At 70.2% G+C, this 14103-nt stretch carries 15 protein-coding genes; 11 read left to right on the forward strand and 4 right to left on the reverse strand.

Annotated elements, in window-relative coordinates; genetic code table 11:
* The first annotated feature begins 1 nt into the window (after nt 1).
* From J1C47_RS05250 to J1C47_RS05280, 7 genes are all read left to right on the forward strand, one after another.
* On the forward strand, nt 2–832 hold the full coding sequence (locus J1C47_RS05250; RefSeq protein ID WP_207349665.1) for a carbohydrate ABC transporter permease: 831 nt from the start codon (nt 2–4) through the stop codon (nt 830–832).
* An 11-nt stretch (nt 833–843) separates the two neighbouring features.
* Nucleotides 844–1848, forward strand: a complete 1005-nt coding sequence (locus J1C47_RS05255; protein ID WP_207349666.1) for an ABC transporter ATP-binding protein — start codon at nt 844–846, stop codon at nt 1846–1848.
* Nucleotides 1849–1998: 150 nt separating this feature from the next.
* Nucleotides 1999–3471, forward strand: a complete 1473-nt coding sequence (locus tag J1C47_RS05260) for a mannitol dehydrogenase family protein (protein ID WP_207349667.1) — start codon at nt 1999–2001, stop codon at nt 3469–3471.
* Between the two features lie 221 nt (nt 3472–3692).
* Nucleotides 3693–4337 (forward strand): SH3 domain-containing protein, encoded by a 645-nt coding sequence (locus J1C47_RS05265; protein WP_207349668.1) that lies wholly within the window; start codon nt 3693–3695, stop codon nt 4335–4337.
* A gap of 159 nt (nt 4338–4496) precedes the next feature.
* The gene (locus tag J1C47_RS05270) at nt 4497–5393 is read left to right on the forward strand and encodes a hypothetical protein (protein ID WP_207349669.1); all 897 of its coding nucleotides are present in this window, start codon (nt 4497–4499) and stop codon (nt 5391–5393) included.
* Nucleotides 5394–5551: 158 nt separating this feature from the next.
* Entirely contained in the window at nt 5552–7195 is a 1644-nt protein-coding gene (locus J1C47_RS05275) for an FGGY-family carbohydrate kinase (protein ID WP_207349670.1), read from the forward strand.
* 134 nt (nt 7196–7329) lie between these two features.
* Entirely contained in the window at nt 7330–7836 is a 507-nt protein-coding gene (locus J1C47_RS05280; protein ID WP_207349671.1) for a DUF3429 domain-containing protein, read from the forward strand.
* 87 nt (nt 7837–7923) lie between these two features.
* On the opposite strand, the gene J1C47_RS24200 is transcribed toward J1C47_RS05280, so the two are convergent.
* The gene (locus J1C47_RS24200) at nt 7924–8109 is read right to left on the reverse strand and encodes a lysozyme inhibitor LprI family protein (RefSeq protein WP_207349802.1); all 186 of its coding nucleotides are present in this window, start codon (nt 8107–8109) and stop codon (nt 7924–7926) included.
* 86 nt (nt 8110–8195) lie between these two features.
* Here J1C47_RS24200 and J1C47_RS05290 point away from each other — a divergent pair, with 86 nt between their 5' ends.
* From J1C47_RS05290 to J1C47_RS05305, 4 genes are read left to right on the forward strand one after another with little or no spacing between them, the layout of a single operon-like run.
* On the forward strand, nt 8196–9209 hold the full coding sequence (locus tag J1C47_RS05290) for a zinc-dependent alcohol dehydrogenase (protein WP_245396368.1): 1014 nt from the start codon (nt 8196–8198) through the stop codon (nt 9207–9209).
* A gap of 52 nt (nt 9210–9261) precedes the next feature.
* Nucleotides 9262–9660 carry a 6-pyruvoyl trahydropterin synthase family protein gene (locus J1C47_RS05295; RefSeq protein ID WP_207349673.1) on the forward strand — a complete coding sequence of 133 codons (399 nt, stop codon included), beginning with the start codon at nt 9262–9264 and terminating at the stop codon, nt 9658–9660.
* Nucleotides 9657–10727 carry a glycosyltransferase family 4 protein gene (locus J1C47_RS05300; RefSeq protein ID WP_342591935.1) on the forward strand — a complete coding sequence of 357 codons (1071 nt, stop codon included), beginning with the start codon at nt 9657–9659 and terminating at the stop codon, nt 10725–10727. The genes J1C47_RS05295 and J1C47_RS05300 overlap by 4 nt, the downstream gene beginning before the upstream one ends.
* Nucleotides 10724–11560: a methyltransferase domain-containing protein gene (locus J1C47_RS05305; RefSeq protein ID WP_207349674.1), complete on the forward strand. Its 837-nt coding sequence runs from the start codon at nt 10724–10726 to the stop codon at nt 11558–11560. Before J1C47_RS05300 ends, J1C47_RS05305 begins: the two co-directional genes overlap by 4 nt.
* Before the next feature lie 114 nt (nt 11561–11674).
* Here J1C47_RS05305 and J1C47_RS05310 read toward each other — a convergent pair whose 3' ends face one another.
* The 3 genes from J1C47_RS05310 to modB all read right to left on the reverse strand — a co-directional run bounded on the left by J1C47_RS05310 (nt 11675) and on the right by modB (nt 14097).
* The gene (locus J1C47_RS05310) at nt 11675–12217 is read right to left on the reverse strand and encodes a cytochrome b (protein ID WP_207349675.1); all 543 of its coding nucleotides are present in this window, start codon (nt 12215–12217) and stop codon (nt 11675–11677) included.
* Nucleotides 12218–12292: 75 nt separating this feature from the next.
* Nucleotides 12293–13429 (reverse strand): molybdenum ABC transporter ATP-binding protein, encoded by a 1137-nt coding sequence (gene modC, locus J1C47_RS05315; RefSeq protein WP_207349676.1) that lies wholly within the window; start codon nt 13427–13429, stop codon nt 12293–12295.
* Complete coding sequence (modB, locus tag J1C47_RS05320) at nt 13426–14097, reverse strand: molybdate ABC transporter permease subunit (RefSeq protein WP_207349677.1); 672 nt, start codon at nt 14095–14097, stop codon at nt 13426–13428. The genes modC and modB overlap by 4 nt, the downstream gene beginning before the upstream one ends.
* Nucleotides 14098–14103: the final 6 nt, after the last annotated feature.

Genomic DNA, 14103 nt, shown 5'->3' on the forward strand with positions numbered 1-14103 from the left:
CATGGCACGTCGCGTCACCACGCAGAAGAAGATCGTCACGACGATCCTCGCCTGGTTCGTCGGGCTCCTGATCTTCTTCCCGATCCTCTGGACCTTTCTTACATCCTTCAAGACCGAGCTGCAGGCGATCTCGATCCCGCCGGTGTTCCTGAACTTCGACTGGACGCTGGAGAACTACGAGACGATCCAGAGCCAGTCGAACTACTTCCACTTCATGCTGAATTCGATCTATCTGTCGCTCGGATCGACGGCGCTCGGGCTGATCGTCGCGATCCCGGCGGCCTGGGCGATGGCGTTCTCGCCGACCAAGCGGACCAAGGACGTGCTGTTGTGGATGCTGTCGACCAAGATGCTTCCGGCGGTCGGCGTCTACATCCCGATCTACCTCCTGTTCGTGCGCTTCGGCCTTCTGGATTCGCGGCTCGGGCTGATCGTCGTCCTGTTCCTCATCAACCTGCCGATCATCGTCTGGATGCTCTACACCTACTTCAAGGAGATCCCCGGCGAGATCCTCGAGGCGGCGCGCATGGACGGGGCGAGCCTCGGCAAGGAGATCACCCAGGTGCTGGCGCCGATGGCGGTGCCGGGCATCGCCTCGACGATCCTCCTCAACGTGATCCTTTCCTGGAACGAGGCCTTCTGGTCGCTGAACCTGACGACCTCGAACGCGGCGCCGCTGACGCAGTTCATCGCGTCCTTCTCGAGCCCGCAGGGCAATTTCTACGCCAAGCTCTCGGCCGCTTCGATGCTCGCCATCGCGCCGATCCTGATCGTCGGCTGGTTCTCGCAGAAGCAGCTGGTGCGCGGCCTCACCTTCGGCGCCGTCAAGTAGGAGCCTCATCCATGGGTCAGATCCACCTCGAAAAGGTCCGCAAGGCCTTCGGCGACGTCGTCATCATCCCCGAACTGGACCTGCAGATCGAGGACGGCGAGTTCGTCGTCTTCGTCGGCCCGTCGGGCTGCGGCAAGTCCACGCTGCTTCGGCTGATCGCCGGGCTGGAGGACGTCACCTCCGGCAAGATCACCATCGACGGCACCGATGCGACCGAGCTGCCGCCGGCCAAGCGCGGCCTCGCCATGGTGTTCCAGTCCTACGCGCTCTATCCGCATATGAGCGTCAGGAAGAACATCGCCTTCCCGCTGAAGATGGCGAACATGGACAAGGCCGAGATCGACCGGCGCGTCGACTATGCGGCGAAGACGCTCAATCTCGACGCCTATATCGACCGGCGGCCGGGGCAGCTCTCCGGCGGCCAGCGCCAGCGCGTCGCCATCGGCCGGGCGATCGTCCGCGAACCGAAGGCCTTCCTCTTCGACGAGCCCTTGTCGAACCTCGACGCCGCCTTGCGCGTCGGCATGCGGCTCGAGATCTCCGAGCTGCACCAGCGGCTGAAGACAACGATGATCTACGTCACCCACGACCAGGTCGAGGCGATGACCATGGCCGACAAGATCGTCGTCCTCAGGGCCGGCAACATCGAGCAGGTCGGCTCGCCGCTGGAGCTCTATTCCAGCCCGCGCAACCTCTTCGTCGCCGGCTTCATCGGCTCGCCGCGGATGAACCTGATCAACGGGGCCGAGGCGGGCAAGTACAAGGCCGACACGATCGGCATCCGGCCCGAGCATCTGCGGCTCTCGACTTCGGAAGGGCGCTGGACGGGGACGGTGAAGGTGTCCGAACATCTCGGCTCCGACACCTTCCTCCACGTCGAATCGCCGGTCCACGAGGAGCCGGTGACGGTGCGCGCCGACGGCGAGTTCCCGGTGCATTCCGGCGACACGGTCTATCTGACGCCGCAGGAAGACAAGATCCACCGCTTCGACGGCAAGGGGCTCGCCTTGCGGTGAGCCGCGACGGTCCGGCGACGCGGCGGCTCGCGGCGCGTGCGGTCTGCGTCCCGCCGCGCCGGCGGCGCCGGAGCGACGTCCGCGGCCGGGAGAGACACGCGACGGCCCGGGCCGGCGCGCGATGATTTGATGAGCTTCAGGAGACCTGCCATGAGCGTGAGGCTTTCCGAACGGACCCTTTCCGAGATCGCGGCGACGGCGGCGGTGCCTCGCTACGACCGGTCGCGGCTTGCCGCGGGCATCCTGCATTTCGGCGTCGGCAACTTCCACCGCGCCCACCAGGCGGTCTATCTCGACGACCTGTTCGAGACCGGCGAGGGACACGACTTCGCCATCGTCGGGGCCGGCGTCATGCCCTCCGACCAGGCGATGCGTGACAAGCTCGCCTCCCAGGACTACCTGACCACCGTCGTCGAGCAGGACAACGCCCGCACCTCGGCCCGCGTCACCGGGCCGATGGTCGACATGCTGGCCGTCGGCGACGCCGAGGCGATCATCGAGAGGCTCGCCGATCCGGCGATCAGGATCGTCTCGCTGACGGTGACCGAGGGCGGCTATTTCGTCGATTCCGACGGCGTCTTCGATCCCTCGCATCCGGCGATCGCCGCCGACGGCGCCAGCCCCGACCAGCCGAAGACCGTCTTCGGTCTGATCGGTGCCGGGCTGAGGCGCCGGTCCGAGCGGGGCCTCGCGCCCTTCACCGTCATGTCCTGCGACAACATCCCGCACAACGGCAAGGTCTGCCGGTCGGCGGTCGTCGGCACGATGCGGCTCTCCGACCCGGCCTTCGCCGACTGGATCGACGCGAACGTCGCCTTTCCGAACGGCATGGTCGACCGCATCACCCCGGCGACCAGCCAGCGGGAGATCGACCACTGCCGCGAGACCTTCGGCATCGAGGACGCCTGGCCGGTCTATTGCGAGGAATTCAAGCAGTGGGTGCTCGAGGACGACTTCCCGGCCGGCCGCCCGGCGCTGGAGAAGGTGGGCGTCCAGTTCGTTCCCGATGTTTCCCCCTACGAGGCGATGAAGATCCGCATCCTCAACGGCGGCCATGCGATCATCGCCTATCCGGCCGGGCTGATGGACGTCCACTTCGTCCACGAGGCGATGGAGACCGACCTCGTCGCGCGATTCCTCGACAAGGTCGAGCGCGACGAGATCATCCCCGTCGTGCCGCCCGTCCCGGATACCGACCTCGGCGACTATTTCTCCCTGATCAAGCGCCGCTTCGCCAATCCGAAGATCGGCGACACGGTGCGCCGGCTCTGCCTCGACGGCTCGAACCGCCAGCCGAAGTTCATCGTCCCCTCGATCCTCGACAATCTGAAAGCCGGCCGCGCGCCGGAGGGTCTCGCGCTGGAATCGGCGCTCTGGTGCCGCTACTGCCGCGGCACGAGCGACGGCGGCACTGCGATCGAGCCGAACGATCCGAACTGGGACAAGCTCGTCGAGCGGGCGAAGGCCGCCGAGACCGACCCCTCCGCCTGGCTGGCGATGACCGACGTCTACGGCTCGCTGAAGGACGAGCCGCGCTTCGCTGAGCCTTTCGCCAGATGGCTGGCGATGCTGGCCGAGAAGGGCACGGCGGAGACGTTGCGGGTCTATCTCGGCAAGTCTTGAGGGCGCGCCGCGATGCGTGTCGTTAGGCGGCTCGCCGAAGCCCGCGGACCTTGGCGGCCGCGTTACACGCAGTGACGAATCCCGACGTTTGGAGACCGCGTAGCCAAATCCCGACGACAGAGGCCGGTTAAACCTGTGGCCGTGCGGAGGTCGAGGCCAACGGCGCCCGCCGGTGCCCGTGCTTGGCGATCCGGGCCTTCGACCAGTTCGGGAGAGTTTTCATGCGGAAAATGTTGCGCGCTGCGGTTCTGCTTTTCGCGGCCGTTCTGGCGCCGGGCGGCGCCCTTGCTGCCAGCTCGGCCGTTGCCACGGCCGACGTCAACATGCGCGCCGGCCCTGGCACAGGCTATCCGGCGGTCCGGGTCGTGCCGGCTGGCGGACGCGTCGTCACCTATGGCTGCCTTGCCGACTATTCCTGGTGCGATACGGGTTATCTGGGCGCCCGCGGCTGGGTTTCTGCGCACTATCTGACCACCATCGTCGCCGGCACGACGGTGGTCGTCGGGCCGCGGGTGGGGTTGCCGGTCGTGTCCTTCAATACGGCCTACTGGAACCGGTACTATACGAGCTATCCCTGGTATTACCGCGGCCCCGCATATTACGCTCCGCCGCCAGGAGCCAGCGTGAACCGGAACTGTGGTCTCCATGGCTGTAGCGGCACGGTCAGCGGCGCCTATGGCGGCAGCGCCGCGGGAACCAGGGGCTGCGGTCCGCGCGCATGTGGCGGCGCCGGCACCGTGACGGGACCCAACGGCGGCACGGTTCGCGGCGCCCGCGCGTGCGGCCCCCGCGGCTGTGTCGGTGGCTATCGGGTCGTCGGCCCGAATGGTGGCACGCGAGGCGGCGTCGGGGGCTTCCCGCGATAAAGCCGGTCGGCTCGATTTTTCGGCTCGTCCAAGACATGGCGTCGAAACGGAAGTTACAGAACCAATACTCACTGCGAGCGTCACAAATCTTCTGCAATGCAAGCCCGGCTCAAGAGTTTCCGGTTACCTGTGGGCAACCACCAACTGGGGCCGAGCGCCATGCGATTTTCGACAGCTTCCGCCTTTGGCCTGTTCTTGGCGCTGCTTTCCCTCCAGCCCGCCAATGCCGAATGGCGCGAAACGGAAGAGGGCGACTGGCGCGCCGCCTATGCCTGCGCCGCGGGCGGGGAAACCTGCGTCGCGGTGTCCTGCCAGCGCGGCGAGGGGCCGCGCTTCGGCATCTGGACGCCGCAGTTCTCGCCCCTCGATGCGGACGAGATGCGCAAGCAGCGGCGCTTCGACATCGCCATCGACGGGGCGGCGACGTCGCTTTCGGTCGACGACGGCGAGTATCTGCGGGAAAAGCGCGTCGTCTTCTGGCCGATGGACGGCGGTCTTCTCGGCGACATCGGTGACGGATCGACGCTCGCGCTGCGCGGCTGGGGCGAGCCGAAGATCGACATTCGCGACGAGGACGGGGCGATCGACAGGACCATCAGGGAGTGCGTCGTCACGCGCGCCCCGAGCGAGGCGGCGCATCGCCGCGGCGATTTTCCCTGGGAGGGTGCGGACGGCGCGGCAGGCGCCGCGGAGCGGCTGGCCTATCTGAAGGACGTGATGCCCGGCGAAGCGGCGTGTCGGCTCGACGGCGGGGACGCCTCCTGCCGCATCGCCGAGACCCCCGGCTCGGACCGCAATTCGATCCGCGCCCGCTTCGACCCGATGAACCGGGAACTCGCGATCCGGGCCGAGATCGCCGATCGCGACGACAGCGGCCCGGCCTATCGCAGCCGGCTCTACGACGTCCTGACCGCCTTCGGCATCCCGCGGTCCTTCGCCGACCACTGTTTCGGCCAGGGCGCCGTGACGCTCGACGTCGCCGGAAACCGCGTCGCCTGCGACAGCTACACCCCGTCCGACGCGACGGTCGCGACGTTCTACATCACGCGCCTTTGAGAATTCGGCGGCAGCCTCTCGTGGCGCCCCGTCGGCCTGAAAAGCGGCGGACGCCCCGGCGCCGTCTGCCGTGCTTTGCCGTCTCGCCGCAGCCGGGGCTCTTTCCATCAGGCGAAGAATCCGGCTAGGTCGCACCCGGAGACGAGACGGGAGGCGGCATGGCGGAGGCATATCTCGGCATCGACGTCGGGACGGGCAGCGCGCGCGCCGGGCTGTTCGACCGCTCCGGACGGCTGCTTTCCGCCGCCAAGCGCCCGATCCGCCTGTGGCGCGAGGATCCGAACGTCTTCGAACAGTCCTCCGACGACATCTGGCGGGCGATCTGCGACAGCGTGCGCGAAGCCGTCGCCGCGGCGGGCCTTGCCGGGAGCGACGTCAAGGGGCTCGGCTTCGACGCCACCTGCTCGATGGTGGTGGTCGATCGCGACGCCCGGCCGCTGACCGTCAGCCGCAGCGGCGACGACGCCCGCAACGTCATCGTCTGGATGGACCACCGGGCCCTCGACCAGACCGCGCGGATCAACGCCACCGGCCACAAGGTGCTGCGCTATGTCGGCGGGCGGATCTCGCCCGAGATGGAGACGCCGAAGCTGATGTGGCTGAAGGAGCGGCTGCCGGACACCTTCCGGCGCGCCGGGCACTTCTTCGACCTCGCCGACTTCCTGTCCTTCCGCGCCACCGGAAGTCTCGCCCGGTCGGTCTGCACGCTGACCTGCAAATGGACCTATCTCGCCCATGAGCGCCGCTTCGACGCCGATTATTTCCGTCAGATCGGCCTTGAGGAGCTCGCGGACGAGGGCTTCGCGCGGATCGGCACCGATGTGGTCGACATCGGCGTGCCGCTCGGGGCGGGGCTCACCGAGGCCGCGGCCGAGGAACTCGGCCTGTCGCCGGGAACGCCGGTCGGGGCCTCGCTGATCGACGCCCATGCCGGCGGCGTCGGCACCGTCGGCGGCGATCTTCCCGGCGGCGGCGCCGGCGATCCGACCCGCGAACTCGCCTTCATCATGGGCACCTCCTCCTGCACCATGACGCTGACGCCGGAGCCCTCATTCGTCGACGGCGTCTGGGGCCCCTATTACGGGGCGATGATCCCCGGCCTCTGGCTGCTGGAAGGCGGCCAGTCGGCCTATGGCGCGGCCCTCGACTATCTGATCGCCCTCCATCCGGCCTATCCGGCCGCCGCGCGCGCCGCCGAAGCGGCCGGCCTGTCGGTTCCCGACCATCTCGAGGCTCGAGCCCTGGCGATGGCCGGATCGCCGGAGGCGGCCGCCTTCCTCGGGGCGGAACTCACCGTCGTGCCGGAATTCCTCGGCAACCGCTCGCCGGAGGCCGACCCGCACGCCCGCGGCGCCGTCGCCGGCCTGACGCTCGCCTCCAGCGAGGAGAACCTCGTCAGGCTCTTCGTCGCGACGCTCTGCGGCCTTTGCTACGGCACCCGCCAGATCGTCGAGGCCAACCGGGCGAAGGGGCTGAGCCTCGGCGCGATCGTCGCTTCCGGCGGCGCCGCCCGCTCGCCGCTGCTGCGGCGCCTCCTCGCCGACGCGACCGGGCTGTCGGTGGCACGGCCCGAGACCCGCGAACCGGTGCTCCTCGGCAGCGCGATGGTCGGGGCGGTGGCGGCGAAGGCGCATCCGGACCTTCGCGCCGCAGCCGCCGCCATGTGCCGGTCGGGCGAGGTCGTGGCGCCGGCGGGCGGGGCGCTCGCCGCCTATCACGCGGCGAAGTTCGAAGCCTACGAACTGCTTCAGCGCGCCGAGAGGCAGACGCGGGCGATCCTCGGCCCATATCTCGAACGCTGAGGCAGGCGGCGGCCGACGGCCCGTCGGTGGCCGCTTGCGGCCTTCCAAGGTGAAACGCGGGCGCCCGCGGGTGCGAAACAGGCTTCGAAGCGGCGGGCTGCCGTCCGACCGGCGCAGGAGGGAAGGGACGAGGCATGGCCAGTGACACAGACGGGCGGACGATCACCGCCACCGAGGCGGCCGCGCCGCCGCCGATCGGGGCGCTCTTCGCCTTCGCCGCGATGCTGCCGATCGCGGCCGGTGCCGTCTATCTGTGGATCGGCAGCGAGGCGCAGGCCTTCCTGACCGTCAATCTCACGCTGCTCTGGGCCGCGGCGATCCTCACCTTCCTCGCCGGGGTGCGGCGGGGCGTCAGCTTCCGCCAGCCGGGCGGGCCGACGCCCGGCCAGCTCGCCACCATGCTGTGGATCTTCTTCCTCGGCTTTGCCGCGGTCGTCGAGACGGTCTGGGCCTATACGCTGACGGCGGCGGCTCTGGAATTGACCGGCTATGTCAGCCTCGCGATCCTCGACCCGCTGGCCGCGAAGAACGGCGAGGCGCCGCTGTTCTTCGCCTCGCTCCGGCCGCTGCAGATGGCGATCCCGATCGTCGCGCTGCCGGTTCTCGCCGTCTATGTCTGGCAGAGCCCGCTGTTCGGCTGAGCTGCGGCCGCTTCTCGCCCGGCCCGGACCGGCCGGCTCAGTTGCCCTCGTCCTCGCCCTCTCCCCCGGCGTCGTCCCGCGGCGCGATCACGCGCTCGGCGGTCGGCCGGTTCCGGCAGACGGCGAATACCAAAGCGCATGGTGCCGTCGATGGTACGGCCGTCGATGGTGCGGGTTGCAGAGCCGGTCGCATTCGGCGTCGCGAAAGGCGATCCAGGCGCGCTGCGCCGTCTCTTTGGCGGAAGGCGCGCCATGACAGAACCGGTTGCTGATCTAGCTGTGGTGTCGGCGCGGAACGCCGGGGCGGCGTGCCGCGGCGATCCTTGCAACGGGCGGCGCGAATGGCAGCGAGAGACGTCTTGACGGATGATGAGCCGGATAAGGCCGGGCGGGCGCTCTGGCTCGTCGGGGAGGGGCGCGCGGCGCTTCGCGAGGAACGCCTGCCGGAGCCGGGTGCCGGCGAGGTCCTCGTACGGGCGCGCCACGGTGCGATCAGTCGCGGCACGGAATCGCTCGTCGCGTCGGGCTCGGTGCCGGAGAGCGAGTGGCAGAGAATGCGGGCGCCCTTCCAGGAAGGGGCGTTCCCGTTTCCGGTGAAGTACGGCTACGGCACGGTCGGCGAGATCGTGGAAGGGGGCAGGGGCGGCGGCGCGGAGTCCGGCGCCGACGACAGTCGGGGCCGGTGGGTGTTCTGCCTGCATCCCCACCAGGACCTTTTCGTCGTGCCGGCCGACGCGGCGGTGCCGATCCCGGAGGGGGTCGCGAAACATCGCGCGGTGCTCGCCGCCAACATGGAGACGGCGCTCAACGTCGTCTGGGACGCCGGCATCCTGCCCGGCGACCGCGTCGCCGTCGTCGGCGGCGGGGTGGTGGGGCTGCTCGTCGCCTATATCGCCGCCGCGATCCCGGGGACGGAGACCTTCGTCGTCGACGTCAATCCCTCCCGCGGCGGGATCGTCGCGGCGCTGGGCGCGCAGTTCGCGGCGCCGACGGACCTCCCCGCCGACTGCGACGTCGTCGTCCATACCTCGGCGAGCGAGGAGGGGCTGGCGAGCGCCATCGCCGCGGCCGGCTTCGAGGCGCGGATCGTCGAGGCGAGCTGGTACGGGGCGGCGCTGCCGACGATCCCGCTCGGCGGCGCCTTCCACAGCCAGCGCCTGTCGATCGTCGGCTCGCAGGTCGGCAGCGTTCCGCCCGGCCGGGCGACGCGCTGGAGCAACCGCCGCCGGCTGGAGGCGGCGCTGCGGCTTCTCGCCGATCCGCGGCTCGACGTCTTGTTTTCCGGCGAGACGGCCTTTGCGGACCTTTCGGCGCGCTATGTCGACATTCTGGCGGATCCGGCGACGCTGTGCCACCGCATCCGCTACGACTGACGGCCGGACGAGAAAGCCGGCCGCGAGACGCGATGAAGAAGGAGCGGCGCCGATGTATGCCGTCGAGGTCCGGGACCACATGATGATCGCCCACAGCCTGCCGAGACCGGTCTTCGGCCCGGCCCAGGGCATGCACGGCGCGACCTTCGTCGTCGATGCGGCGTTCTTCGTCGAGGCGCTCGACGCCGACGGGCTCGCCGTCGACATCGGCCGCGCGGCCACGCTCCTGAAGGAGGTGCTCGAGCCGCTGAACTACGGCAATCTCGACGCGATGGAGGCGTTCTCCGGCAAAATCACGACCACCGAGTTCCTGGCGCGCCACCTGTTCGACCGGCTGGCGGACCGCATCGCCGAAGGGGCGCTCGGCGAGGGCGGCCAACGGGTCCGGCGCATGCGGGTGACGCTGGAGGAATCGCACGTCGCGCGCGCCTGGTACGAGGGCGATCTGTGAGCCGAGGCCGGCTCGTCTTCGCCATCCCCGGCGACATCGAGACGCCGAGCGGCGGCTATGGCTACGACAGGCGGCTGATGGGCGAGCTGAGGCGGCTCGGCCTGACGGTCGACCATCTGAGGCTGCCCGCCGGCTTTCCGCGGCCGAGCCCGGCGGAGCGGGCCGAGACGGCGGCGGCCTTTGCCGCATTGGCAGACGGCAGCCACGTGCTCGTCGATGGGCTCGCCTTCGGCGCGATACCCGAAATCGCCGAAGAAGAGCACGGCCGCCTGCGCCTTGCGGCGCTCGTCCATCATCCGCTCTGCCTCGAGACCGGCCTGTCCGCGACGCTCGCCGCCGCGCTCGAAGCCTCCGAGCGCGCCGCGCTCCGATGCGCCGCCTCGGTCGTCGTCACCAGTGCCGCCACGGGCGAAACGCTGCGGCAACGCTTCGGCGTTCCGGCCGACCGCCTGACGGTCGCGCCGCCCGGCACCGACAAGCCGGCGATGCCGAAAGAATGGCCTGCCGGTCCCAAGGGGTCTGCCGGCGTGCCGCTGCTCCTTTCGATCGGAACCCTCATCCCCCGCAAGGACCACGCGACGCTCGTCGCGGCGCTCGCGACGATCGCCGATCTCGACTGGCGCTGCCGCATCGTCGGCTCGAAGACCGCCGATCCGCAGACCGCTGCGGCGCTCGAGCGCCAGGTTGCGGCATGCGGCCTTTCCGGCCGCGTCGAACTCGTCGGAGCGCTTGCGGACGTCGCCGGCGAATATCCGGCGGCTGACGTCTTCGTGCTCGCCAGCCGCTACGAAGGCTACGGCATGGTCTTCGCCGAGGCGCTGGCCCACGGCCTGCCGGTGGTCTTCTGTGCCGATGGCGCGCCGCGCGACCTCGTGCCGGAAGCGGCCGGCCGACGCTTTTCGCCGGGTGACGCCGCAGCGCTCGCCGATGGTCTTCGGACGCTGCTCGTCGACGAAGATGCCCGCCGACGCGCCGGCGAGGCGGCATTCGCCGCGGGGCAGGCCCTGCCGGGCTGGGACGAGACCGGCCGCCGCGTCGCCGCGGCGCTCGGGGGGCTCGGCCGATGAGCGGATTTGCCGCCTCCTGGCTCGACCTGCGGGCGCCGGCCGACAAGCGGGCGCGCGACGCCGGCCTGCTGCGGCGGGCGGCCGGCTTCCTGGCCGAACCTGCCGGGGAGGGGAAGGTCGTCGCCGTCGATCTCGGCTGCGGAACGGGGGCGACGCTCGCGGCCTTTGCGGCGGCACTGCCGGACGTGGCGAAGGCCTGTCGCTGGCGTCTCGTCGACGCCGATCCGGCGCTGCTCGCTGTTGCGGCGGCGCGGGCGGAGGATCTCGGCCTTCTGGCGGAAACGGTGCGGGCCGATCTGTCCGATCTCGCCGCGGTGCCGCTCGACGGCTCCCGGCTCGTCACCGCCTCGGCGCTGTTCGACCTCGCCTCGGCCGACTTCGTCGAGGCCCTGGCGGAGAGGGTGGCGGCCTTTGGGGCGGGGCTCTATGCCGCGCTGAGCTATGACGGGTCGACCTCCTTTTCGCCGAGCCATCCGCTCGACGGGATCGTCGTCGCCGGCTTCAACCGGCACCAGTTGCGGCCGAAGGGGCTCGGGCGCGGCGCCTCGCTCGGGCCCGCCGCGGCACGCCGGCTCGGCGCGGCGATGACAGCGAGGGGCCATGCGGTCGAACTCGCCGACAGCCCCTGGCGGCTCGGCCCCGGCGACGCGCAGCTTTCGGCCGCCCATGTCGCGGGCATGGCTTCGGCGGTCGATGAACTCGGGGTCCTCGACCCGGCCGGGATCGAGGCCTGGCGACGGTTCCGGCTCGAAGCCGCGGGCGCGGCCGAGACCGTCGTCGGCCATCTCGACCTTCTGGCATTGCCGGCTGGAAGCGGCGCCGGCGCATCCTGAGGACCGGGCGGCGCCCGGCGCGACCCGGCGGCTCCGATCGGGCTCGTATCGAGCCCGCGCGGCGAATGAGCGTCTTTGTTTCCGGCATCACGAAGTGATCTGCCGGAAACCGTATCAGAGCATCCGGTAGAGCGTGTCGTCGCGCCGCAGCAGATGGTGGTGGAGGACGCCGGCGAGATGCAGGCAGAACAGGACGACGATCGACCAGCCGAGGAAGACGTGGACGCGCATCAGGACCGGCGCGACGTCGGACTTGCCGAGCGGGCTCCAGACGGTGACGAGGCCGAACCAGTCGAGCGGAAAGCCGAAGGCGTTGGTCGCGAGGAAGCCGAAGACCGGCTGCAGGATCAGCGCGGCATAGAGCAGCCAGTGCACCGATGCCGCCAGCCGCTTCTGCCAGAGCGGCATCGCCGGCTCCGCCGGCGGCGGGAAGACCAGCCGCAGCGCGAGGCGCGCCAGCATCACCCAGAGGATGAGAAAGCCGAAGGATTCATGGACGAAGTAGAAGCCGGTCTTCGCCTCGTCCTTGACGAAGCCGATGACGAAGCCGACGGGCCAGACGAGAAGAACGAGCAGCGCGACCAGCCAGTGCAGCGCCCGCAGCGCCGGGCGATGGCGGACGACCTGCGGCAAGGGGCGGGCGTCGAGGGCCGTCATGGCAGACCTTTCGGCGTGGCGTCTGGTGCCCTCCCGGATATCCGGCTTTGCGGCTTCAATGAAGCCTCGATGTCCTCATCGTGATCGCGGCATCGGCGAGGTTGCGAGCGACACCGACTTGATCTGGGCGAACAGCCGATCGCCGACGGCAAGCTCCAGCCGCCCGGCCGAGCGGCGGGTGACCTTGGCGACGAAGGTGAAGTCCGCCGCGCCTTCGAGGGCGAGCAGGATGGCGAGATCGGCGGCGCCGGTGCCCGGCTCGATGGCGACGATCTCGACCCGCAGCGCATTGAGGATCGTCGACGGGCCGAGCGGCGCGCGGGCGAGGCTGACGTCGCTCGCGGCGATGCGGACCCGCCGCTCGATGCCGATCTCGGCGGCGCCGATGCCCTCGACGAACAGGCTCTGGCCGCAGAGGTCGAGCTCCGACAGGCCGTCCTCCGCGGCATAGGCCGTAACCCGCGCGGGCAGGACGGCGGCGGCGCGCGGATCGCGCACGAAGCCGAGCCCGACGTCGGTGAGCGCCGCGTTGAGCCCGCCCGCGGCCCGGATGCGGCCGTCCTCGACGACGACGATGCGGTCGGCGAGGCGCTCGATCTCGGCGAGATCGTGGCTGACATAGAGGATTGGCAGGTCGAGGGAGGAGCCGAGCCGCTCGAGAAACGGCAGGATCTCGTTTTTCGCCAGATGGTCGAGGCCGGACAGCGGCTCGTCCATCAGCATCAGCCGCGGGCGCGACAGGATCGCCCGGCCGATCGCGACACGCTGTCTTTCGCCGCCGGAGAGATCTGCGGTCGAGCGCGAGAGCAGCGGCGCCAGCGACAGGAGCGCGACCACCTCCCGCCGCAGCCCGGCGTCGACGCCGCCTTCGGTCCGCCGCGCGCCGTAGACCAGATTGGCCTCGACGGTAAGATGCGCAAACAGGCTGGCTTCCTGGAAGACGTAGCCGACCGCCCGCCGATGCGGCGGGACGAAGCGCTCGCCCTCCTGCCAAACCTCGCCGCCCGCGACGACGCGGCCGGCGAGCCGCACCAGCCCGGCGATCGATCGAAGCAGCGAAGTCTTGCCCGAACCGGAGGGGCCGAACAGCGCGGTGACGCCGCGGGCCGGTGCGGTGAACGCGGCGTCGAGGGCAAAGCCGCCGCGCCGTCCCGCCAGCCGGACGTCGAGCCCCGGCGCCTCCGCGCCGGGTGGCGCTTCCCGCCGGCTCACGGGGCGATCTCGCCGAGCCGCCGGCCGATCCGCGACATCGCCAGAATGACCAGAAACGAGAAGACCAGCATGCCGCCGGCGACGATGTGGGCGTCGGCGAAGCGCAGCTGTTCGACATAGTCGAAGATCGCGATGGACAGGACCCGGGTCTTGCCCGGAACGTTGCCGCCGATCATCAGCACGACGCCGAACTCTCCGACGGTGTGGGCGAAGCCGAGCACGGCGCCGGTGAGGAAGCCGGAGCGCGCGAGCGGTACGGCGACGGTGAAGAACCGGTCGAGCGGGCCGGCCCGCAGCGTCGCCGCCACCTCCAGCGGGCGGTCGCCCACCGCCTCGAAGGCGCTGCGCACCGGCTGGACCACGAAAGGCATGGAGTAGATGACGGAGCCGATCACCAGGCCCGGGAAGGAAAAGGCGAGGGAGCGCAGCCCGAACAGGCCGCCGAGCCCGGAGGGGCCGAGGGCGATCAGAAGATAGAAGCCGAGGACCGTCGGCGGCATCACCAGCGGCAGGGCGACGAGCGTTCCGACGACGTCGGAACGCCACGAGCGCGAGCGCGCCAGCCACCAGGCGAGCGGCGTGCCGAGCAGGAGCAGAAGGAGGGTCGTGACGCTCGCCAGTTCCAGCGTCAGCGCCAGGGCGCCGAAGATGTCGCGCGTGTCGATCAAGTCCGG

It is taken from the genome of Jiella sonneratiae (assembly GCF_017353515.1).
In the GTDB taxonomy this organism is placed as follows: domain Bacteria; phylum Pseudomonadota; class Alphaproteobacteria; order Rhizobiales; family Rhizobiaceae; genus Jiella; species Jiella sonneratiae.